The following is a 23,972-nucleotide window of genomic DNA, read 5'->3' on the forward strand; positions in this document are numbered from 1 at the left end:
GCAAGAGCAAAAGCTCTTGCTCATACTGCACATACCGAGAAAACTACTTGCCCAAGTACCGATCTAGGGTCAAGCCAACTTCCTCACCGGGCTTTACTAACGTCCCCAAGACACGGTCGTTGAAGCGCTTGGCAATCGCCCGGTAGAGCTCCTGCGACAGCGCGACATAGCCGACTTGCGGGGTTTGGATCAGCGGTGTGAACTCCTCACTCAGGTAGAAATTGATGAACGCCTGCACCTCTGGCCGCTCCGCCGCCTCCTTGCGCACGTAGATGAACAACGGCCGTGACAGTGGAATGTAGGTGCCGTTGGCAATCGTCTCGAAGCTCGGCTCCACACAGCCCTTGCCGCCGTCAATCGCGATTGGCTTGATCTTGCCCGGGTTCTCTACGACGTAAGCGTAGCCCAAGTAACCGAGTGCGTTCAAGTCTCCGCCTACCCCGGTAATCGTCACGTTGTCGTCTTCGGTCGCCTGATAATCGCCCCGGCTCGCCTTCGCCTTGCCCACAATCGCTTCGGTGAAGTAGTCGAACGTCCCCGAGTCAGTACCGGCACCTAGCAACACCAGCGGCCGGTTCGGGAAGCCGTCTCGAACCTGGTTCCAGTTCGTCACCTTCCCCTGCGCGTCCGGCTCCCACATCTTCTTCAACTCGGCCACCGTCAAACAGGTCGCCCAGTCGTTCTGCGGGTTCACCACCACCGACAACCCGTCATACGCCACCGGTAGCTCGATGAATTCGATCCCGTTCTGTGCACAGATCGCCTGCTCCTCTTCCCGGATCGGTCGTGAAGCGTTCGAGATGTCCGTCTCACCGTTGCAGAACTTCTTAAACCCACCACCAGTGCCTGAAATCCCCACGCTCACTCGCACATTCGGCGCTTTCTGGGAAAACTCCTCCGCTGCTGCTGCCGTCACCGGATAGACCGTTGACGACCCGTCGATCAGAATATCACCACTGAGCGTAGCCAGCTCAGAGGCCGGCGTTGCCGTTGGAGCCGGTGCTGTTGTTGCCTGGGCGGCCGGCGTTGCCGTCGGAGCCGGTGCCGTTGTTGCCTGGGCGGCCGGGGCCGCCGTTGGCTGCGCCGCCGGTTGTCCACCACATGCTGCGATCATTGGAATGATCAGCGCCATGAGCATAAGGCCATAGACCCGCCGTTTCGTACCATTTACCATACGTGTTCTTTCTCCTTACCAATACAATCTGCGAACTGCAAGCGTACCATACCAGGCAGAACGTCTGCCCGGCTACGAACACATCGTGGTGTAACACTCTTACCGACATGCAAAGAACGACGCTTGCAGGGATACGATACAAGGGACGGGTTAAGAACATATCATTGAAATATTAAGATGATGTTAAATTAAGGTGAACGTTCGGGGAAAGAGCGCGATTCGTGGGGTAGAATTTCCATCTCAGCAGCTTCGCTGCTCTACCTGGATATTAACGGTGTGTAGACCATAAAGACCGTTTCGACGACTCGTACCTGCGTCGTTCCCACAACGCTACCCGGCCCACTCAGGCTGATGGTGAGCGTGCCGAGATTGGCAACATCACTCGCTACCAGTGCGACACGCAAGGTCTGGCTATTGATGAAGACAGTGGAACGGGGCTGGTCGTTCACTAAGACTTGGGTCGCTGCAGTAAAATCAACCCCGTAGAGCAGCAGCGCCGGCGACGGTTGGTTACGCGCTACCATCGGCGGCGTGGCAATCAACGGCACTTGCAATTCAAATGCCCCTAGATCGCAGGCATTGAGTTGCGGGCGAGCGACGCCGCGTTGGTCGGTGGCCGGACAGGCAGCGCCGGAATCGCGGGCCGGGCTATCGGCGGGAATCGCCATCGTCTGGGTTGGCCCGCCGTTGTTGGTCAGCGCACGCAGCATGGGATCGCGAAACTGCGGATCATTGGTTTGGTTAGGCGCGCTCTTACCGGCAAAACAGGTGACATCATTCCAGAAATTCGCACCGGTCAAGCGCGGCGGGTACTGCAAACTGCGACCATCGTGGGTTAGCTCGCGCGAACAGTGTTGCTGAATGTTCCAGCCATTGCCACCATTGCCGGCTGTGTTATTGACAAACAGGCTGTTGCTCACGCTGCCGTTACCGGAATGGCTGATTGCCCCTCCAACCCAACCGGCATAGTTCTCGGCGAAGGTACTTGTCTCGATAACAAATGGCGCAGGCCGACTGTTGATCACGTATAATGCACCACCATTCGCATTGAACCCGCTACCTTCTGCCCGATTCGCCACAAAAGTTGTATTGACGATCCGCAGGGCAACTTGTTGGGGAAACGCCACTGCGCCGCCAGAGCCATCTTCCCGCGGATTGCCATCAGCCCCCGGCGTGCGGCGGGCGCGGTTGGCGTGAAACAGGCTGCCACTGATCAACACGCTAGGGTTGCCAGTGCCGGAGCCATTGGCTGATCCGCCGCCGCCGATCGCACCGCCTTGGCCGCGACTACCGCCGATCACCGCATTCTTGACGAACGAGCTATCGATGACCTCCAGACCACTGCTATCTTCGTACATGTTGATATGAATAGCGCCGCCAGAATTGTGGGCTTGGTTCTCTTGAAAGAGGCAACGCACCACCCGCAAACGGCGGTTAGCGCCGCCCAAGCCATCAGCCGAAATCGCGCCGCCAAAGCTATCCTGTGGCTGTGCGCCAATCGCACTATTCCCGATAAAGAAGCTATCTTCCACCGTCAAGCTACTCTGGAGCAGATGAATAGCACCACCGGCGCCGTTGTGGGCGTGATTGCCTTCAAACCGACTATTGGCAATGATCACGGCCCCGCCGCGACTATAGATCGCGCCGCCACCGTAATCGTAAGCATCGCGGCCTGCCGGCACCGAAGTGAGCGTCGTTTGATTATCGCGGAAGATGACCCGATCAATGACTAAGGTCGGCGTGAAGGAAGGATTGGCGGCAGCAAAATAACTCCGAATCGCACCACCACTACCATCAACGGCAGATTCGTCGGTGCCACCGCCACTGGCCCGGCCACCGGTGATGGTGAGGTTGCGCACTTCTAGCCGGCTCACTCCGGTAAAACCGGTGGTGTAGTGGTCGATGAGCCGACTATTATTGCCTTGTAACGTGATCCGACCACCACCGTCAATGATTGTCTTAAGCGCGACTACGCTCAGCCAAAGGATGAACCGGTAGCGCAGATTGTTGATGGAAGCACGATGAAAGATGGTCGACATAGGTTATGCAAATATGTTAACGCAAAGACGCAAAGGGCGCAAAGGGCGCAAAGGGCGCAAAGGGCGCAAAGGTACGAAGATTAGGATGATTTCAGCCCATCAACGCCTCGCGTAACGCACCGAGTGGCAAACCGGCCAGCGCTTCTTCATCACTGCCGGCTAAACTCGACCAGAGCACAATAGAATCGGGATCGAGATGGTAGCGCGCATCGAGCTGACGTAGCAACCAACGCAACGCACGTACCTGCGCATCGGTATTACCTGCATCGCGTGCTGCCGGCCAGCCGGACGGGCGCTCCAATGAAATACCCACACTGATCCGGTTAAGATTGTAACGGGTATTGCCGCTGACGAACCCGGCGTGCCATGCCGCCTTTGCCTCATCGACAAGCCGGTAGATACGACCATCAAGCCCGATCAGATAATGAGTAGCAAACCGCGCGTTGAAGTCGGTCATGGCCGCAATTATCTCTTCGACAGGGCCGGGAATAGCGTGGAGAACGATCATACTGACTCGCTCACCGTTACGCTCACCGAAGGCTTGCGCCGGTGGTGTGATCTGTGTAATGGTAAAATCACTATCACTTGGTGGGGTTAAAGCATGTCTCGGTATCTCCACAACCGGCGCAGCCATAGCTACACCAAGGATCGGCATCCCATGCCGGCGTGCCAATTCACTGAGACGTTTCACCTCACTCCATTTTGGCACCACGTTGTAAAGCACATCGAGCGCAAATGGTTGCAGCGCGTAGGTTGTCTTTTCAATAGTGATCTGATAACTATTGGCCAATGGCACACCGATCGCCCACTGACGGGCCAGTTGGTGAAAGGCCCAATCGGGACGATACGTCGTACCGGCTTGCTTGTACGTCTCGGTGAGCAATGCATCGCGCAACTTGACGGCTGCCGGATCGGTAGCCGTGAGCTGGCTTAACCGGCGCACATCTTGCCAATTCGGCACAAGGTTGTACAGTGTATCGACGGCAAAGGCTTGATACGCATACTGCTTGCCATCAACGGTAATTTGAGCGCTTTTGCCAACAGGTGGCCCCAACCGGTTAATAACCGCATATTGGTGAAAGGCCCAGTCGGGGCGGAACGGTGAGCCACCGGTCTGATATGTTGCTTCGAGTAAGACACGACCTAACCCACTCGGTGGGATACTTCCACCAAGCAGATCACTGAGCGTCTTCACATCACCCCAATTAGGGACTTCACAGTAGAGCGTATCGCGGGCGAATGGCTGGTAATTGTAGACCTTACCCTCGAATGTTATCCGCACGCTTGGTCCCATTGGCATGCCGATTTGATGCTCGAGGGCATACTGATGAAACGCCCAATCGGCATTGTAGCCCTGACCATTCGTTTTCGGCTTGTACCCCTCTTCCAGCAAAGCTTCGATCAAGCGCTCCTCGTCGGGGGACGGATCACCGATTGGACCAGGTAGTGGTGGTGGTGGCGGGGTAGTATTGTTGAGATATGCCTCTACCTGTGACCAGACCCATTCTTTGGTAACGGCCCAGCCGGGACAGCTTTTTTGATTAGTGTAATCGCGATGGAATGAGATCAATTGCCGCGGCGGAATCTTGAGCCGCCGCGAAAGTTCACCCATCACCGCTACCGAATGCTCCCAGACCTTCCCGGATGGCAACACCTTATCGAAATAACCCACCATCTCCAAGCCGATCGAATACCAGCCCTGCGCCAGCGAGCCATTACCGGTACCGGCATGAATACCGATCTGCGACATCGGCGTCGCCAACCAAATCCCGTCAGGCGCGGCAAAGATATGTGGGCCGGCGGTCCAACCCTTGCCGGCATAAAACTTCTGAATCCCGCGCATGGTGATCAAGCCGCGCCACGTCGTCTCGTCAGGGCGATAGGTGTGGTGGAGCACCAGCCGGCTAGGTGTTAGACGGCCAAAATCGTAGTTCGCCACGTAGTTACGCCACTCGGCAATCGTTAGCATCCGATTGATAAAGGGTGGTGAGCCTTCGGTAGGAAAATCCGGCATGAAACAGCTCCTTCAATATGAGTCGGTCGCAGTCATTAATCGTCGTGAACGAATAATCGATGCAGCGATTGCTGTGATCAGTGTCAAAGCAATAACGGCCAGCGAGACAGTATTCGGAATATGAAGACCATGACCTCCTAAGAACCAACCGGTGACCAACGGCGTTAGCATCTTGACTCCAATAAACGAAAGGATAATCGCCAGGCCGTAACGCAGATAATAGAATGACTCCATCACGCCGGCGAGCAAGAAGTAGAGTGAGCGCAGGCCAAGGATTGCACAGATATTTGACGTATAGACAATAAAGGGATCGTGCGTGATCCCAAAAATTGCCGGGATCGAGTCAACGGCGAAGATGAGGTCGGTACTTTCGACGATCAGCAGCACTAAGAAAAGGGGGGTAGCGCTAAAGCGTCCCGAGTCACGGACAAAAAACCGGTCGCCTTGCATCTCCGGGGTGATAGGCAGCAACCGACGCGCAATGGCGACGAGTAGATTGCGTTGTGGATCGACGTCGGGGTCGTCGTCTTGGAAAATGAGACGCACCCCAGTCACAAGGAGAAACGCACCGAACAGGTAGAGAATCCACTCAAACCGTTCAACGAGGGCTGCACCGAGCAGGATCATCGTACCGCGCATGAGCAGCGCACCTAGAATTCCCCAGAAGAGTACTCGATGTTGATATTGTGGCGGAACGCGAAAATAGCTAAACAGCAAAACAAAGACAAAAATATTATCAACACTTAGCGAATACTCGACTAAATAACCGGTAAGAAAATTGAGCGCATCTTCAGGCCCACGCCAGAGCCAGATCAAACCGTTAAACGCCAACGATAACGTAATCCATACCAGCGTCCAAATACCGGCCTCACGCACCGACACGCGATGCGAACGGCGATGAAACACTCCCAAATCAAGGGCTAAAACCAAAAACACCATTGCGTGGAACCCAATCCACGCCCACACCGTTGTATCCACAGAGCCTCCACGATGAACACGGGCACATGATACTCCTGTTGCCCATGATACGACAACAGAAACGCTACACTTCCAGCCGGTCCTCTTCGATAATCCGTTGGGGGAAACGAACCCGTGCGCGCATCCAACCGGCTTCCTCATCACGACTGAGGCTAAAGGTGCCACCTAAATCGCCGGTTACCAACGTTTCAATGATCTGCAAGCCCAAACCACTACTTGGCCGCGGCGGTGGCGGTGGATGACGAGGGCCATCATCGCGCAACTCGAGAACAACCCAACCTTGCTCAAGCACCGCTTCCACCTCGATGCGCCCACCTTCCGCGGCCAAACCGTGGGTCAGTGCATTATCCACCAACTCGTTAATAACAAGTGCCAGGACAGTAGCATCGCGCGAGCCGATTCGCACCTCATCGCCGAGAATGGTGAATTCAACGCGAATATCGCTCTCGAAGAGCGTACTTTGCACACTCTCGATCACTTGTCGCGCAACGGCACTGACAGTCGTTACGCCAATATCATCGCGCGACAGCAGATTATGGATGGCGGCAATCGCCTGAATCCGTGCAGCGCTCTCACGCAATGCCTTGGCGCCCGGACTAGCCGGATCGAGGCGACGCAATTGCATTGCCAACAAAGCGGCGATAGTCTGGAGATTATTGCGCACACGATGATGCATCTCTTGAAGCAGAGCCGATTTGACGCGCAATGCACGGAGGCTCTCTTCGTACAGGCGAGCATTTTCGATTGCAATTGCCGCTTCATCGGCAAACGTATTGAGTAAGCGCACCTGCTCGTAATCAAACAGGTGTGGCTCGCCTTGGTAGAGACAGATGCCGCCAATAGTACGGCCACGGGCGCGGAGCGGCATACAGAAGAGCGAGTGAAAACCTTCGCGCCGTGCTACCTCTGGCAACTGCGGAAAGCGTGCGTCTTGATACGCATTCATCACGGCCAGTGGCCGACCATCACGCACGGTTTGAATGATCAAATCGCGCACGCCATCTCCTTCACCGCCATAACTGGCAACCAGCTTCAAATTGCCGTCTTCACCGACCTGAAAGATCGCCGCCCGATCCACTTTCGACAGATCGACGGCCTTTTCGACGATCAGGTTCAGAACATCGTGCAAACCGATCTGCTCGGCAATCGATTTCGATACCTGTTGGAGGGTCGTCAACTCACGCAATTTTTGATGGAGACGCTCATCGGTCTGCTGGTACAGTTGCGCATTGGCAATAAAGAAGGCCAACTCGCCGGCAGCCATCTCGACAAATGAAATCTCTTCTTGGGTGAAGTCGCGAGGTGCAATCGTTTGAACGGTAATAACGCCCTGCAACTTATCGGCACTAAACTGAAAGCGTTCTGCCGAAAAGAGCACAATCGGGACGGCAAGCATCGAGCGAAAAATCTCTTCACCCAACTGCGGCTCACGATGATAGCGTGGGTCTTGATAAACATCGCTCACGGCCACCGGATACCCCAATTGGGCGGCCCACCCGGTAACCCCTTCGCCCAAACGTGCCACAACCTGGCCTACGGCTGCCCGATTGAGGCCGTGTGTTGCGCGCAACACGAGATCATCACGATGCTTATCGTAGAGATAAATCGAACAGACCTCAACATTCATTACCTGTGCGACCGTCTCTACTACCGTCTGCAAGGAGGTATCGAGATCAAGGGTGGAATTGGCAGCAGAGATAATGCGGTGTAGACCGTCTAGCTCGGCAGCCCGCGCTACGAGCCGAGCTTCCCACTCGCGCGTGCGTTGTTCTTCCTGAGCAGCGCCAAACGCCAGCAGTAATTCACTGACCACAACCCCTTGCGACATCGGTAGCCGTGCGGCCAAATGTAACCCTAATTCGGTCAATACCTCGGCAAGACCACCACATGCATGCCATTCAGCCCCGATCTGGCGGAGGAGACTTAGCCGAACTGCTGGGTCGGATTGCTGCTCCAACGCATCAATCAACATCCCGATCGATGGGATCGTCTCACGAACTGCACCGATCAGATCGGGCGGCTGCGATGTCAACACCTCATACATCGGTAGGGTTGAATTATCCATAAAACCACCCTCAATGACCATTTTGGTCAATTATACCCCCTTGGCGCAACCATTTTCAGCGCCAACGGGTAAGAATGGTCTCGCGTTGAAAGACGTGAGTCGCTATCCAGAGTAACACAACGGCCACCGGTAACAATACAGCCGAAAAGACCATCGACACCAACGGATTCAGTACGAAGAAACCGAGCATCTGTCCGACGAAGAGCAGCATCACCGGCACAATCAAGACCGCAGCAATCTGCTGCGCACTGCGTGGATCACTTACCCGTGACGAAACCATCACCGTAAGGGCCACCGAGATAAGAGCTAATAACGGGCTAGCCAGCAAAAGCAGTACGATCCAGCCCAGATTGAGGACTGATCCCGGCACGATTGGGTCGACGGCTACGAAACCCAAGCCGACAGCGAAGATCAAGGCGCACAACCACGTAAGACTAATACCGGGGAGGATTGTCGCTAACACCTTCCCCAACAGCAGCTCGGAAACCGAAATAGGGGTGGCGAGCAACGGCTCAAGGGTACGACGATTCTTTTCACCCACGACGCTGTACGAAGCGAGCACATTTGGGATAACCATCGGCAGGAGCAGAAAGAGGGTTGAAAACTGTCTTCCGAAAATCACCTGTGCTAACGCTTCGAGACGAAGATTGGTCAACGTCGGATCGACGGCAGCAGCAGGTATCTCAGCAGTATCGGGGTCACTCACCAGACCCATAGCAAAGATGAGCGCAAGGGCAAAGAGCGGCAGGATCGTCGGCGGTAAGAAGGTGCTCAGCAACAAACCACGTGAGCGGCGCAGTTCGAGCCATTCCTTGGCGATAATGATGGAAATACGCTCCCAATTCAGCATAAGTAACTCACAGATAACCGATAGGAGATAGGTACAACTCCTGTCGTTGCCCAGCCCCGCGCGATACGGGGGCAACGCACGAGAGTGCCACAGCATAACGATCAGGCAGCAGGTGTTACCGTGTCCTGCATCAACTCGAGATAGATCGTCTCAAGCGAAGGCGTAAACGGCTCCAGATAACAAATATCGGCACCGGCAGCGACCATGGTACGCACTAATTCCGGGTTATGCTGATCGGGATCAGGAAGACGCACCAACAGCTCCCGCTCACCGGCTGTAACATCGACAACGAATGGCAAACGACGCACCACCGGTACGAACGGCTCGGCTAGGCCGGACAGCACTACTCGAACACTGTTTCCAAACAGACGATTACGCAGATTAGCCGGAGTATCAAGCGAGATCAAGCGGGTACGAAAGATGCCGATTAAATCGCACAACTCATCAGCCTCGGCAAGATTGTGGGTGGTAAGAAAGATGGTACGTCCCCCGGCACGTAACGTCTTGATCAGATCGCGTACCGATCGTGCGGCTGCCGGGTCGAGACCTGACGTCGGTTCATCGAGAAAGACAACCGACGGATCGTGGAGTAATGCTCGAGCAATTGCCAACTTTTGCCGCATCCCCTTTGAAAAGCCACCGACCGGATCATTCCGGCGATCCCATAACTCAAACAAACGCAGATAATAGGCGACACGTTCGGCAGCTTGTGCTGCCGAGAGGCCGTACAGACGGGCAAAAAAGCGCAAATTCTCCTGCGCACTCAACGTATCGTACAGACCGGGAGTCTCGGTCAAGATACCGGTTACTGCACGAACGGCTGCTGCTTGGGTTTGCACATCGAACCCAGCCACGCGAGCCTGCCCACGCGAAGGGGCAATCAGGGCACACAACATACGCACGGTAGTGGTTTTGCCGGCACCGTTCGGATCAAGGAAACCAAAAATGGTACCTGCCGGAATACTCAGATCGAGATCGGCAACAGCAACAAGCTGATCGAACTGGCGGGTCAGGCGATGACATTCAATGGCATTCATAGTGGGTTCGGAGCAGATACGAATTAGATGCCAATATATTGTACTATGCAAGACGGAAGGATAGCGTGAATTGTTACCGATGACACAATGAATCTCATGCACTGCTTCAGAAGTTCTCTATAATAGCGAGTGTATCGGCAACAGGCTTGCACGGAGGGCGTATGGCACAGCAGGATTTAGCCAGTCTGATTAGGAATATCCCAGACTTTCCGATTCCCGGTATTCAATTCAAGGATATAACAACGCTGATCGGTAACGGCCCGGCGTTTAGCGAGGTAATCGACCGACTGCACGAACGGTACCGTGATCGGCAAATCGATGCGGTGGTGGGAATCGAGTCACGTGGGTTTATCTTCAGCGCACCATTAGCGTACCGACTCGGGGTAGGACTTGTGCCGATCCGCAAGCCGGGCAAACTACCGGCAGCGACCTATCAGATCGAGTATCAGTTGGAGTACGGCACAAACCGACTTGAGATTCATCGTGATGCATTGCAACCAGGTGCAAATGTACTAGTGATCGATGATTTACTGGCGACGGGCGGCACCATTGCGGCGGCTTGCGATCTGATCAAGATGGCAGGTGGGAATGTTACGGAATTAGCCTTTGTGATTGAGTTGACATTTCTCAAAGGGCGCGAGCGGTTGCGCGATCACAACGTCTTTTCGCTGATCCAATTTTGATTCAGAATGACAAGCTTGCGCGCCCCACTCGCGCTGTCCATTACGCGGCCTCATTGTCATTTCGAGGGCACGCCAGCGTCCGAGAAATCTGGCCGTGGGGGATGGAAGTGTGTACGCCCCGCTCGCAAGGCTAAGATTTCTCGCTCTGCTCGAAATGACAGCAGGTTTCTTACAATGACTACGCTCCGCTTGTAAAGACGCGGATAGGGGTCAAGGTTGATTCGTTGGGGAGGTTATTAGCAAGGATAAAGGGTTGTGCATCGGGTGGGACGACACGCCAGGTGGGACGGTGCGCCGGGGGTGGTGCGCCGGGTAGGCGGCACGCCGGGTGGGGCGGTACACCGGGGGTGGTGCGCCGGGGGTGGTGCGCCGGGTAGGCGGCACGCCGGGTGGGGCGGTACACCGGGGGTGGTGCGCCGGGAGCGGCACGCCGGGTAGGCGGCACGCCGGGTGGGACGCCGGGTGGGACGGTGTGCCGGGTGGGGCGCCGGGTGGGGCGCCGGGTGGGACGGTGTGCCGGGAGCGGCACGCCGGGTAGGCGGCACGCCGGGGGTGGTGCGCCGGGAGCGGCACGCCGGGTAGGCGGCACGCCAGGTGGGACGGTGTGCCGGGGGTGGTGCGCCGGGAGCGGCACGCCGGGTGGGACGGTGTGCCGGGGATGGTGCGCCGGGAGCGGCACGCCGGGTGGGACGGTGTGCCGGGTGGGGCGCCGGGAGCGGCACGCCGGGTGGGACGGTGCGCCGGGGGTGGTGCGCCGGGAGCGGCACGCCGGGTGGGCTGCACGCCGTGCAGCCCTACTTGCGATGATCTTGACATTTATGTTATACTAGGACTGTATCCCGAATATAAGCTGATCGTAGCGCTCTGTAACACCCGCGCTTTTGGTGTTGCGATATTTTCCCCATAAACATCGCCGAATCGGCGTCGCTTTTACATCTTGGTTCTCACTTTTATGCAAGTTCCAACCTTCACAGCATTTATTGCCTTTCTTCATCACGCTTGATCCACAGCTATGGATGGTGTGTATGGATTTAGTATCATTCCCCCAGTCTATTCTTGTTGTTCTAAGGAGCATGAGTCGTGATGACGGTAGCTGAATTAGAAAGTAAAACCCTCGCAGATTTGCGCGAGATAGCACGAAAATATGACATCTCAGGTGTTAGCTCGCTGAAAAAACGTGAATTAATCGACAAGTTACTCCAGGTCCAGATGGCAACCGTCGCACCAACGACAGACACGGAAACAATTTACAGCGACGGGATCTTAGACATTATGCCGGAAGGGTTCGGTTTTTTGCGCGGCAATCGGATGCTACCCAGCCCAGAGGATGTCTACGTTTCCCAATCACAGATTCGCCGCTTTGCCTTACGGAGTGGTGATCGGATCTGGGGACAGATTCGCCCACCCAAGGAAAACGAGCGCTACTACTCACTGTTACGTGTGGAAAAGATAAATGACCAAGACCCCGAAACGGCACGTAAACGGCCGCTGTTTGATCAGCTCACACCGATTTTTCCCAACGAACAGATCAAGTTAGAAACCGAACCCAACCTTTTACACACTCGATTAGTCGATCTGATTGCGCCCATCGGACGCGGCCAGCGTGGCCTCATCGTTTCACCACCGAAAGCCGGCAAAACAATGCTGTTGAAGGCAATCGCCAACGGCATTACGACCAACTATCCTGACATCCATTTGATGGTATTGTTAATCGGTGAACGACCTGAAGAGGTCACCGATATGCGGCGTTCGGTACGAGGTGAGGTGATTTCTTCGACCTTTGATGAGCCGGTCGAAAACCACACGAAAGTCGCCGAAATGACGCTTGAACGGGCGAAGCGGCTCGTTGAGATTGGTCATGATGTCGTGATTCTGATGGACTCCATCACCCGGTTAGCCCGTGCCTACAACGTTGCAATGCCCCCGAGTGGGCGCACACTATCCGGTGGTATCGACCCAATTGCGCTCTACCCGCCCAAACGCTTTTTTGGCGCCGCACGCAACATCGAAAACGGCGGATCGCTCACGATCATCGCCACCTGTCTCATCGATACCGGTTCACGGATGGATGACGTCATTTACGAAGAGTTTAAGGGCACCGGTAACATGGAGCTACACCTCGACCGGAAGTTGGCCGAAAAACGGATCTTCCCGGCGATTGACATTCAACGTTCTGGCACGCGCCGTGAGGATCTCTTACTCAACCCCGAGACGCTCCGCCAAGTGTGGACGTTGCGCCGTATGGTGAGTATGCTCGGTGAAAATGAAGGCACTGAGCTGATGCTGACCCGGATGGCGAAGACAAAATCGAATGCCGAATTCTTGCAAACGTTGAGCAAAAGCTGAAACATGCTTCCCCCGGACTACGTACATGTATCGAGGCCGATCGGTCACCGTTTTTCGCTAGGAGGTTGGTAAATGAACTGTCCGAATTGTGGCGCATCAATTACCGCCGGTGCGCGCTTTTGTACCAACTGTGGCTTTCGCCTATCGACGCCAGTGCAAAGCGCACCACCGCCGCTCGTCCCACCATCGGGTGAAGCCAGCAGTATGGCCGACGTCTACGATAATCGTCCAGGTGAACGACTCGATCTCCCCGAACCGCCGGTTGTTGGTACGGGCGTGGGAGCTAGTGGTCTCCGCTTTAAGATCATCGGAACAACTATGCAGGCAGTAGTGCTTGAGGTACCACCTGGTCAGACGGTCTTTTCCGAGCGCGGTGGGATGAGCTGGATGAGTGCAAACGTCCAGATGCAGACCAATATGGAAGGCGGGCTTGGTGGAGCGTTCAAGCGCATGTTCTCCGGCGAGTCGATCTTTATGGTTAACTTTACACCACAAGGTGGACCGGGGATCATCGGCTTTTCGGCAGAGTTTCCGGGCAAGATTGTGCCACTCAACCTTGCACCGGGGCAAGTTATGATCTGTCAGAAAGATGCCTTTATGTGTGCCGAGCGGAGCGTTTCGCTCGACATTCACTTCCGACGTAAGCTCGGTGCTGGGTTGTTTGGTGGGGAAGGCTTTATCATGCAGAAATTGACCGGGCCGGGACTAGCGTTTGTCGAGCTTGATGGAGAGATCATCGAATACACGCTCGAAGCCAATCAGATGCTGAAAGTCGATACCGGCCATGTCGCAATGTACGAGCCAACAGTGCAATTAGACATTGAAATGGTGCGTGGATTTAAGAATATTCTGTTCGGTGGTGAAGGGCTGTTCTTGACAACTCTCCGCGGGCCAGGGCGAGTCTGGTTGCAGACAATGCCGGCGATGAATTTAGCGAAGAAGATTGCCCAGTACTTGCCAACATCGAGTGGTTCGAGCAGTGGAGGTGGTATTAACTTGGGAAGCCTGTTTACAAATGATTAGGTACAAGGTACTACCCCGCTGCGATGATACGGGACATTGCAACCAACCCCTGCACTGTTCACCCCCTCTCCATAGGAATACGAGAGGAGGTGAATGTGCGTTGTGGTCTGTCGCGTTCTGAGTCGGTTACGACTAGAGATAGTAGCCCAGAGCGAGACACAAACAGCCCGCCGATAAGCGGGCTGCACGAGCATTGTTCCCGGGCTGGCTGAGCGAGCAGTAGCTAGACGAGATTGACCAGCTCGTTCGCCGTGCGCCGCATATCGAGGAACACCAAACCAAGTTTGGCCCGGCTTTGCGCCAGCGCGGTTAATACCGCTTCCTCACCGATAGCCATTAGGATTACGTACCCATCTTCACCACGCACAAAGACCTGATCGAGCTGCCCGCGTTTTAACTCGCTGGCAATTCGCTCACCGAGCGAGAGCATTGCTGCGCTCATCGCCGAGACACGATCCTCTTCGACATCTGCCGGCAGCGCCGAAGCCATGATGAGGCCATCGACGCTAACCACGGCGGAGGCCTCAATATCGGGTGTGTTCATCGACAGGGCCTTCAGGTGCCGCACCATCTCTTCGGTTCTGCTTGCCATTCATATCCTCCTTAGAGGCCGTCAGCCAGTTCGGGAAAGGAACGAAATCGTGTGGGCCTTGACACCGACTAGTGCAGAACTAACATCTAGACGGCCTACACGCCGATTATTCTACTACATCTTTGCACGCACGGCAACTAGGTTTGCCGTTTTGTGTCGCTTCCTTGTTACAGACACTTGCAGAATCCGCTGATATTGTAAGAGGTTTTGCACATTTGGTCAACTAGGGAGTGAAGCGACTATGCAAGATTTCGGTGGCCTGTGAGACTGCCTGTTCAGGGGTAAGTAACCCACGCACCGCACTGAGATGCATATCGGCCAGAGTTGTCCAGACGAGTTCGTTGGTCAGTCGATCAGATGGTATCGGCAGACCGTGCTGAGCTTGGGCACGAAACGCTCGTGCCGCAGCCAACTGTATTTGATCATCGAGATCGGTATCACTAAGCTGAAGCGCAAGTTGGGTAGGCTGGCGATTGACAGCCAGCAGCACCCGTTGGCTAGATGGCTCAATCATAAAACGCATAAACGCTTGAGCGGCAGTTTGTTCGGCCTGATCGGTAAGCCGGGCGTTCATTACAATGACATCGGCTTGCACGTAAGGTTGCGGAAGGCGATCGGTTGCACCTAACCGTGGTAAAGGCAAGACACCTAGTTGATCGTTCCAAATTGCGCGATATTCAGCCTGGGCATGCGCCCAATCGATCGCCATAATTGCGTCACGTGATTGGAGCACTCGATCAACCACCACACCATCGAGTGTGGCTAACAACTGTTCATCGCGGTATAACTGACCGAGCCATGCCAGCCAACGCTCTGTGCCTTCCCGCCCACTATCGCCAAGCACTAACGTGCCATCTTCATCAAAAATACGCCCACCGAATGCGTAGAGATAACCAATCGTGCGATCTAATGACAGATTGTAGGCCAATCCCCAAACCGGTGGCACCCGATTGCGATCGGTCAAAGCTCGCCCGGTCTGCAACAGCTCTTCGATAGTAGTTGGTGGTTGCAAGACGTTAGCACGGTTGTAGTAGAGAGCCAATGTATCGAAGCTGATAGGTACGCCAACGAGTGTTGGTTGACCGTCAACGGTGACTTGGGCCGACCCGACGGCAGTAGGTAACAGGCTAGACAATTCGCCAGCTGCGATCACATCATCGAGCGGGCGAACAACCCCGGCATCGACCAAAGTGCCAAGGGTATGGCTTTGGACGATTGCCAAATGCGGGCCACCACCTTCTTGCACGGCCATCACCAGATCGGAAGGTAGCGACACTGCCGGACGAGCTTGGACGATAATTTGCCACTGCGGATGGGCTTGGTTAAACTGTTCGACAAGCGTTTGTAGCACACGTCCTTCCGTTGCCGGCCACGCATGCCACAGACGCAACACCGTTCGGCCTGCTTGAGCCGACGGTACGCTCGCCGGTGATGCTGCACATGCCGTGAAGGCTAGCAACCAGCCCAATAGTAGAAGACGGAATAAGAACCGTTTTTGCACAACGTCCTCGCACGATGAGACAAGCGCTTTCATTATAACAGGATGCATACGCGCCAGCGGTTCCACCCATGCCGAGCGCTGCCCGACCTGTATCAATGCGTATCAGTCTTCCGTCCGATTGACAGAATTGCCGATCGGCGCTAGGCTAGTATTTCAGCTATTAAAAGGAGGTATTGGCATGCGCGTCGGGCTTGACTTCGGCACGACCAATTCCAGCGCTGCTGTGTACGACGGCGAAACACTGCGCCTGATCGATCTTGATCCGATCAATACACAACCGGCAATTCTCCGTTCGGCTCTTTTCATTACCCGCGAAGGTGTGCCGTTTATCGGTCGTGAAGCAATTAATCGCTTCAGCGAAGGCAATGTCGGTCGCGAAATTGAGTACGTCTGGAAGTATATCGGTGACGCCGAACTAACATTTGCGGAAAGCGGCACGGTGACGCAAGCGCTGTACGTGAAAGTGGATGCCAATGCGCCGGGCCGACTGTTTCAGTCGCTGAAGAGTAGCCTGCGCGACCGCAGTTTTCAAAAGACCAATGTCTTTGGCGTCTACTACACATTAGAAGAGTTGATTGCGCTCGTCTTGCGTATGATTGTCGAGCGTATCGAGCAACAGCTTGGCCGGCCGATTAGCCATCTGGTGATCGGGCGACCGGTACATTACGCGACCGATCCGGCGAGTGATGCACTGGCGTTCCAGCGGATGCAAGCGGCCTGCCGACTAGCCGGTATCCGGTCGTTCAGCTTTCTGGAAGAGCCGACTGCGGCAGCGCTGTCGTATGCGCGCACCAACCGGCGCGCGCAACGGGCACTGGTGTTTGACTTTGGCGGCGGTACGCTCGACATTACCATTATGGAACTCGACGAGCACGGACGGCCGACCTTTTTAGTCACCGACGGCGTACCGGTTGGTGGCGATCTGCTTGACCGCCGGATTGTGATGGGGCGATTGCTGCGTCATTTTGGGGAAGGGGCAACGTTAGGGCCACGGCGATTGCCGTTCCCCAACCACGTACTCGAACACCTGAGCGAGTGGCAATCAATAATTGACCTGACTCAGCCTAAATATCTGGCAATCATTGATGAAGCAGTCGCTATCAGCGACCGTCCGCACGAATTGCAGGCGCTACGCACACTGGTGCGGAAGAATTACGGCCTGCCGATGTACGAGGCGGTAGAACGAACGAAGGTGGCGCTCTCGCAAGCCGAACGAGCAACGTTCATGCTCGATATGGGCGAAACAATAGTGCGCGACGAGATCCCGCGCTGGGACTTCGAGCGGCTGATCGGCCCCGACGTGCGTGCGGTTGAAGCCTGTATTGATCGAGCTTTGAAGGCAGCCGGATTGCGACCTGAGCAGATCGATGTGGTGCTACGGACCGGCGGTAGTTCGCGAGTACCACGCTTTGTGCGGATGCTCAGCGAGAAATTCGGTGCCGAGAAACTGCAAGAGATGGATGTGTTCACGAGCGTCGCGGCAGGATTGGCCATCAAGGCGGCCGACGACTAAACGACCGGCGTTCTTGTCACGTCGCGCGGCAGTGCAATTTCCCGCCGTGTTACCCGGTTCATCTGCGCCACAGCCGTATGACACGCCTCCCTACCACATTCACGGTCTATGGATTGCCATGCGGCTCTGGATAAAGATTTGGCGATGAATAGACCCATCGGGAAACATGTGATTTCATTATGTACTCTATTACTATATATTGATAACGACCTTCCAATACAATACATTTGGTTATACTATAGTTCCATGCTCTGGATATATTGAGTACAGCAATGATCTCATCCATAAGGTGTTGAGACATGAACCTTACTCACCACAATAATGCGTCCGCCCCCATGGTCCAATGGCCGTTTGGCACAGCCAGTTTTGACGAGATTATCCACTTGTCAGAGGTACTCGCCACCCATCACAACAGATCGCTCAAAGACAATTTTAACCACCTATTTCAACAGATCGCTCAAAGACAATCTCAACCACCGCCTCGCGAGCATAGGTATCGGCAACGACAGCGTGATGCTCGTATAAGCGGTCGAATTCAATGTAAGCAAGGCCACTTACACAGTGGTCTTTTCGCCAGAAGGTCAGCGTTTACTATCGCTACGCAAAGCCACTATTAATGAGCAATGGTCAACTCCCAATTCTGGTGAATGTGAAGGGGCAGATTGTGAAAATTGATCGCATTTCCTAGCATGCGTCGCTGCAGTGGCATTACTGACTACGATGGTAGTGGCAGCAGCACACATCATCGCCACTGCCGCTCTCGTCCATCGGACTAAACAGATCAGCCAAAATGTGAACTGATTGATTACAGCGCGTCAGATCGATCAATGGACCAAGATTGAGCGTATTTTTTATGCGGCACGCGAACTCTGCGCGCGACCGATTGATCAAGAAGCACAGATGAACTGTGGCGGATGCGCCACGAGCTACGCGAGCTGCGTGTAGGGCTACGCCGGGAATGGTAAGCCAAAATTGAGCAGGTGACAGTGGATGCGCCTCCAGGTTGATCAACTGCTTCACCAGCGCTTTGAGTGGCTCTTACAGAATCCGTTGATCCCGCAAAAGTATAAGGATGAACTACACAGGAACGGTAAACTACCTCCCGTTGAGTGGCTTTTGCAAAATCCGTTAATTCGAGCCTTGCTCACCCAAAAACAAAAGGAGGTGACGCAGGCGTTCGATCAGACCTTACACTACCCGCTTCTGATCGAACTGAGCTAGCGGCTAGAACATGTACTGGCTGTTGCCAGCCAAACCGAGTGGGAGTTTTGGGAGACGCTCAGGGATGGGTGAACACGGTCGCGAAGGTTGTGCAAACTATTGCCGAAAAAGGCCAGCAGATCGACTTTCGGTGTTGGTTGATTGAACCATACAACGAGATAATCGAGCGATATCGCCAACTCGGTAATCGGCACTACACAGCGCTTAGTTAATGGAGAGGCTGTTTACCCGCTTTAACAGCTCCTCGTTTAACAGTACGATCGTCATCGCTACATAGCGCTTAGTTAATGGAGAGGTTGTTTGCCCTCATCTCCAGTCCCGCTTTCGCCTGGTGGGAGTGGGACGCTGATGGGGCACACGCCGCAATTGCCACTTCCCCTCGCCAGACGTTAAACGCTCTCATGACAACCCTACCCTCCCACGTAACACCACCGATTATAATAGGCGCGAAGTTTCTATGTTGGAGCGCCTATGACTTTTCAACAGCAACTTGATGAAGCTATCGAGGTCTTGCGAGCCAGCGCTGCGCTTGGGCCGGCGATTGATGAGATTACGGCCCTAGCGGCAGATGCGCTGCTGGCCGGTCACACGCTCTACACTGCCGGTAATGGAGGCAGTGCCGCCGATGCGTTGCACTTGGCCGAAGAATTGATCGGACGCTACCGTCACAATCGCCGGCCTTTACCGGCGATTTGTCTTAACGCCGATATCGGTGCTTTGACCTGTATTGCCAACGATTTTGGCTACGATGAAATCTTTGCTCGCCAATTGGCTGCTCTTGGTAAAGCGGGTGATGTCCTTGTAGTCTTCAGTACCAGTGGCAATTCAGCCAATATTCTCAATGTCCTGCAAGTTGCGCGCACAAAAGGTGTGATCAGTATCGCGCTCCTCGGTAAAGATGGGGGCACAGCACGCACACTCGCCGATCATGCGCTAGTCGTACCGAGCTACAACACTGCCCGAATTCAGGAAGTACATACCCTCATCTTGCATGCTATCTGTGAGGCGGTCGAGCAGCGGCTTACCGATGGAGATGATTCGGCGCAGATATAGGCAGTGACCGGTGACTAACATAGCAAGGCAGATGTTGGGTTGACACCGCCATAGGAACTCAAAATGTCAATTGTTCTGTATCAGTAGCAAAGAGGGAACTATGAACCGCATTCTTGTCACCGAAAAGATCGCCACCGAAGGTCTAGATGTCTTACGCCAAGCAGGCACCGTTGATGTACGGCTCGATCTCGACAAACCAACGTTGTTATCGATTATCGGTGAATACGACGCCCTGGTGGTACGTTCGGCAACCAAAGTTACCGCCGAGGTGATTGCTGCCGGTGAGCGGCTACGGGTGATCGGACGAGCCGGCACCGGTGTCGATAACATCGACGTGGAAGCGGCTACGCGGCGTGGTATCGTCGTTGTTAATGCGCCGGCATCGAACAACGTCGCCGTTGCCGAATTGACCATTGGCTTGCTGCTTTGTCTCGCCCGTCGTATTCCGCAGGCGCATGCCTCAGTGCAAAGCGGGCGTTGGGCACGGAACGATTTTATCGGCTGGGAAGTGCGGAACAAGATGCTTGGCCTCGTTGGGTTGGGGCGAATCGGTTCGGAAGTAGCACGCCGGGCACGGGCGATGGAGATGGAAGTGATCGCTTACGACCCGGTTGTCTCGTTCGACCGCGCCGAACAGTTGGGGGTCACATTGGTAACGCTCGATGAGCTGGTGCAGCGCAGTGATGTTGTCTCCTTACACGTTCCGTTAATCGAAAGCACGCGCAACCTCTTCGACCGCGAGCGGATCATGCAGATGAAGCGTGGCTCGTACTTAATCAATGCGAGTCGGGGTGGGATTGTTGACGAGATCGCACTGGTCGAAGCACTCGATAGTGGTCATCTGGCCGGAGCAGCGCTCGACGTGTATGCGCAAGAGCCGCCGCCCGCCGATAGCCCGCTAATCGGGCATCCAAAGGTCATCACCGTGCCGCACATTGGGGCATCAACGAAAGAAGCGCAACTCAGTGCCGGCACCGAGATGGCTGCCGGTGTGGTAACAGCGCTCACCGGTGGGACGCCACGCTACGCCGTGAATGCGCCGTTTGTGGCTCCAGAGGCATGGAACGTATTGCAACCGTATCTGAATCTAGGCCGATTGCTCGGTACGCTGGTCATGCATCTGGTGAAGGAACCGGTGCGCAGTTACGATCTCGAATTGGGTGGCGAACTGGCCGAGATGGATACACAGCCGGTTCGGTTGGCCGTGTTACAAGGTTTGTTAGCCGTGAGCAGCATTGAGCGGATCACACCGGTAAATGCACCGATCATTGCCCGCGAGCGCGGTTTGCGCATGACCGAGCGCGTCAGCCCCGAAGCAGAAAACTATGCCGGCTTGATCACGCTGCATGTGCAGACGAGTGAGCGGACCCGCACGTTTAGCGGTACCGTTCTACGCGGCGAACCGCACATTGTGCAAATGGATGGTTACTTCGTCGATTTTGTACCGCGGGGATCACTCTTGATAACCTATCATCACGACCAGCCGGGTATGATCGGGAAGGTCGGACAATTGCTCGGCACAGCGGATGTCAATATTTCGGGTATGTATGTTGGCCGGCGTGCCCCTCGTGAGCAGGCGGTGATGATTTTGACCCTTGATGAGCCGGCGCCGCCGCAGGTCATGGAACAAGTCGCGGCTATTCCGGGGATTAATGCGGCGTTTAGCGTGACGCTGTAGAACCCTCATTCCACCCCCTCTCCCGATGGGGAGAGGGGGTGGAAGGTCCGCAATGACCTGCTTCAATCCGTTTTCCCGTGGAGAGAAGTCGGTCTGTACCAGCGTAGGTGGGGTGCGGCAAGCTGCCCCCTTCCGATAAGAGGGATGACGTTCATATCCCTAGGGGAGAGGGGGAGCCCTCACCGCATAGAGGCCATTTAGGCCACACTCTCGGCTTCGACCAGAGCTTTGGCGGGTGCAGCCAAGAGGCGGCGATCGAGGCGGAACATCGTTACGATGCCGAGTGCCTGCACGACAGCTAGAGCCGCCAGCAAGACGAAATAGATCGGTGAGAACTTCTCGATCAAGCCATTCTGCACCAGACCAACGTGCAGGAAGAACATGCCGAACACGAACAGGCCAACTGCCGGGCAGATCAGGCCATACGTCGCTGGGCTACGCGACGGACCGTTGAGGTAGGTACGGAAATAGCCCACTCGCCGTAACACTGACCAACCGAACAACCCCACGAACAGTTGCAGAGCGAAGAAGAAGGCGGTGATCAGCAGACGATGCGGTGCATCGATATGTAGCTCGAAGCCGTTGTGGAGACCGTGACTGATGCGCAATATTGCGATGCCGATGAGTGTAAGCAGTGGGATCGGCAGCCACAGACTCGTCCCTGCCTCGACGGCTAAGCCGGTGGTCAGCATGGCACGCACTCCCAACATGAGCATCACGACTGCCACCACGACCGCCGCTGTGATGTAGAAGATCGCACCAAGGATTGACAGGCCAATTGTGAGTTTTACGTTGCTCATCGCTGCCGGGGCAGCTAAGCCAACGCCGACCATCGCGAAGGCGAACGCTGCCTGCATCTGCGTCAAGTGGTTATTGCGCGCGCAGTCGAAATGGCCATTGGCCACAGCGCGGCCAAAGATATCGGCAAACATGCGCAGCGCGAGCACACCCACTGCAAAAAATGCCGTCATTGCGAAGGGGAAGAGATACTCGACGACATTCCACAGACCAGGCACAAAGACCGCACCGCTGACAAACAGCACGTTAATCGTCATTGCCAACGTGAGCGGCAACGCCATCAGGGTCACTGCGCCGTTGGTTTCGCGCAGTTGCAAATAGGCACTGCTGCGGCGGAAATGAGCAAATTCGCTCAGATTCCAGATGAGCGACTGGAAGTGGCGGATAGCGAAGAGTGCAACCCCAACCATCGCTAATAGCAAGAGTGCTTGCCCGATCAGATCCGATTTCGCCCAAAGGGCGACAATGCTGTCAAACGTCACAATGGGCGTCTTCGGATGAGGAACGAGAAAGTTTAGCCAGATGAAGAAGGTAACAGCCATACCACCGTTGCCAAGTGCCGCTAAAAAGTAGGTCGGCACATACCGCTCGCCGAGCGTCCGCAATCCCGTCAAACGACCGATCAACTGACTCATGATTGAGCAACCTCCTCTTTGTCAAAGATATTTTGACCTTTTGCCCATAAGATGCAACATATTGGTTTGAGGTTACATAGTTCAACTAACAAATGTGGTGGGGTATCGTGGGGGCTAGACTCTCGTCGGCACGTATTCGTGGAATACGTATCCTCAACAAATCACTCATATGTCCTGGAAAAGCAACGACGCTGCGCAGTGTTACTATCACAACGCTGCACCGATAGGAACGAAGGGCGATTGATGCCGGTCGCGCGAACGGACCGCAATCACCGCAGCCATTACGCACGGACGATGAGCGACACAAGCGGTGGGGCATGGTGCACCCAGCGCGAAGCCACGATGAAATGTCTTGGTATACACCGCGGTACCGCGGATCGCTTCTCCCTACCGAGCCGCCGGTGCTCAACCTACGGCTGAGACTCAGAGATCGAACCTAGACGTGCCTGGAGTATGATGCTGTGCATGATTGGGGCCACACCGCAGCGTGCCATTGCGAACGGTTGGCAATTGCATCTGGCCTCCTCGTGGCAAGTCCGACCGATAACGGCGACACTCCGAGAACAGTGGATGCTCTGGAAGGCGGGAACGTGACGCCTATCAGCTACGATTGCGCAGTGCAATTGGGGCAGGAACAGAACGTTGGATTCATTTGCGCACTTCTGGAGAAAGAAGATGGTCCCATATCGTGAGGTGCAACAAACTAACTTACCCTGTTACCACCTCTCACCAAAGCGTAGGGAGCCGGCATGCAATGGAAGAGGTGGTAGGG

Annotated in this window: 18 protein-coding genes; 8 read left to right on the forward strand and 10 right to left on the reverse strand. The window is 55.1% G+C overall.

The window, feature by feature from the left end; genetic code table 11:
- Window positions 1-43: 43 nt before the first annotated feature.
- The 7 genes from ACP5OT_RS05260 to ACP5OT_RS05290 all read right to left on the reverse strand — a co-directional run bounded on the left by ACP5OT_RS05260 (window position 44) and on the right by ACP5OT_RS05290 (window position 10,157).
- Complete coding sequence (locus ACP5OT_RS05260; protein WP_428131543.1) at window positions 44-1,174, reverse strand: PstS family phosphate ABC transporter substrate-binding protein; 1,131 nt, start codon at window positions 1,172-1,174, stop codon at window positions 44-46.
- Between the two features lie 257 nt (window positions 1,175-1,431).
- Window positions 1,432-3,213: a choice-of-anchor Q domain-containing protein gene (locus tag ACP5OT_RS05265; RefSeq protein ID WP_428131546.1), complete on the reverse strand. Its 1,782-nt coding sequence runs from the start codon at window positions 3,211-3,213 to the stop codon at window positions 1,432-1,434.
- A 91-nt stretch (window positions 3,214-3,304) separates the two neighbouring features.
- Window positions 3,305-5,227, reverse strand: a complete 1,923-nt coding sequence (locus tag ACP5OT_RS05270) for a peptidoglycan recognition protein family protein (protein WP_424674419.1) — start codon at window positions 5,225-5,227, stop codon at window positions 3,305-3,307.
- Between the two features lie 12 nt (window positions 5,228-5,239).
- The gene (locus ACP5OT_RS05275; RefSeq protein ID WP_428113438.1) at window positions 5,240-6,205 is read right to left on the reverse strand and encodes a TerC family protein; all 966 of its coding nucleotides are present in this window, start codon (window positions 6,203-6,205) and stop codon (window positions 5,240-5,242) included.
- A gap of 64 nt (window positions 6,206-6,269) precedes the next feature.
- Window positions 6,270-8,270 (reverse strand): GAF domain-containing protein, encoded by a 2,001-nt coding sequence (locus ACP5OT_RS05280; protein WP_424674421.1) that lies wholly within the window; start codon window positions 8,268-8,270, stop codon window positions 6,270-6,272.
- Window positions 8,271-8,325: 55 nt separating this feature from the next.
- Window positions 8,326-9,120, reverse strand: a complete 795-nt coding sequence (locus ACP5OT_RS05285) for an ABC transporter permease subunit (RefSeq protein WP_424674422.1) — start codon at window positions 9,118-9,120, stop codon at window positions 8,326-8,328.
- Between the two features lie 101 nt (window positions 9,121-9,221).
- The gene (locus tag ACP5OT_RS05290; RefSeq protein WP_428131549.1) at window positions 9,222-10,157 is read right to left on the reverse strand and encodes an ABC transporter ATP-binding protein; all 936 of its coding nucleotides are present in this window, start codon (window positions 10,155-10,157) and stop codon (window positions 9,222-9,224) included.
- Between the two features lie 161 nt (window positions 10,158-10,318).
- Here ACP5OT_RS05290 and ACP5OT_RS05295 point away from each other — a divergent pair, with 161 nt between their 5' ends.
- The 4 genes from ACP5OT_RS05295 (at window position 10,319) to ACP5OT_RS05310 (ending at window position 14,209) form a co-directional block, all read left to right on the forward strand.
- On the forward strand, window positions 10,319-10,840 hold the full coding sequence (locus tag ACP5OT_RS05295) for an adenine phosphoribosyltransferase (protein ID WP_424674424.1): 522 nt from the start codon (window positions 10,319-10,321) through the stop codon (window positions 10,838-10,840).
- A 389-nt stretch (window positions 10,841-11,229) separates the two neighbouring features.
- Window positions 11,230-11,670, forward strand: coding sequence for a hypothetical protein (locus ACP5OT_RS05300; protein WP_428131551.1), 441 nt, complete (start codon window positions 11,230-11,232; stop codon window positions 11,668-11,670).
- A 253-nt stretch (window positions 11,671-11,923) separates the two neighbouring features.
- Window positions 11,924-13,186, forward strand: coding sequence for a transcription termination factor Rho (gene rho / locus ACP5OT_RS05305; RefSeq protein WP_428112301.1), 1,263 nt, complete (start codon window positions 11,924-11,926; stop codon window positions 13,184-13,186).
- A 72-nt stretch (window positions 13,187-13,258) separates the two neighbouring features.
- On the forward strand, window positions 13,259-14,209 hold the full coding sequence (locus tag ACP5OT_RS05310) for a TIGR00266 family protein (RefSeq protein WP_424676672.1): 951 nt from the start codon (window positions 13,259-13,261) through the stop codon (window positions 14,207-14,209).
- 223 nt (window positions 14,210-14,432) lie between these two features.
- Here ACP5OT_RS05310 and ACP5OT_RS05315 read toward each other — a convergent pair whose 3' ends face one another.
- Both ACP5OT_RS05315 and ACP5OT_RS05320 read right to left on the reverse strand, forming a co-directional pair.
- Complete coding sequence (locus ACP5OT_RS05315) at window positions 14,433-14,801, reverse strand: roadblock/LC7 domain-containing protein (RefSeq protein WP_322487898.1); 369 nt, start codon at window positions 14,799-14,801, stop codon at window positions 14,433-14,435.
- A gap of 223 nt (window positions 14,802-15,024) precedes the next feature.
- Entirely contained in the window at window positions 15,025-16,302 is a 1,278-nt protein-coding gene (locus ACP5OT_RS05320) for a sugar ABC transporter substrate-binding protein (protein ID WP_428112298.1), read from the reverse strand.
- Window positions 16,303-16,480: 178 nt separating this feature from the next.
- Here ACP5OT_RS05320 and ACP5OT_RS05325 point away from each other — a divergent pair, with 178 nt between their 5' ends.
- From ACP5OT_RS05325 to serA, 3 genes are all read left to right on the forward strand, one after another.
- Window positions 16,481-17,815: an Hsp70 family protein gene (locus ACP5OT_RS05325; RefSeq protein WP_424676674.1), complete on the forward strand. Its 1,335-nt coding sequence runs from the start codon at window positions 16,481-16,483 to the stop codon at window positions 17,813-17,815.
- A 1,692-nt stretch (window positions 17,816-19,507) separates the two neighbouring features.
- On the forward strand, window positions 19,508-20,089 hold the full coding sequence (locus ACP5OT_RS05330) for a D-sedoheptulose-7-phosphate isomerase (protein ID WP_424676675.1): 582 nt from the start codon (window positions 19,508-19,510) through the stop codon (window positions 20,087-20,089).
- 100 nt (window positions 20,090-20,189) lie between these two features.
- The gene (gene serA, locus ACP5OT_RS05335; RefSeq protein ID WP_424676676.1) at window positions 20,190-21,767 is read left to right on the forward strand and encodes a phosphoglycerate dehydrogenase; all 1,578 of its coding nucleotides are present in this window, start codon (window positions 20,190-20,192) and stop codon (window positions 21,765-21,767) included.
- Window positions 21,768-21,964: 197 nt separating this feature from the next.
- On the opposite strand, the gene ACP5OT_RS05340 is transcribed toward serA, so the two are convergent.
- Entirely contained in the window at window positions 21,965-23,200 is a 1,236-nt protein-coding gene (locus tag ACP5OT_RS05340) for a TsoY family (seleno)protein (protein ID WP_428131555.1), read from the reverse strand.
- 453 nt (window positions 23,201-23,653) lie between these two features.
- Here ACP5OT_RS05340 and ACP5OT_RS05345 point away from each other — a divergent pair, with 453 nt between their 5' ends.
- Window positions 23,654-23,794, forward strand: a complete 141-nt coding sequence (locus ACP5OT_RS05345; protein ID WP_428131557.1) for a hypothetical protein — start codon at window positions 23,654-23,656, stop codon at window positions 23,792-23,794.
- The last annotated feature ends 178 nt before the right edge of the window (window positions 23,795-23,972 follow it).

The sequence above is a fragment of the Chloroflexus sp. genome (assembly GCF_049970315.1).
Taxonomy (GTDB): domain Bacteria; phylum Chloroflexota; class Chloroflexia; order Chloroflexales; family Chloroflexaceae; genus Chloroflexus.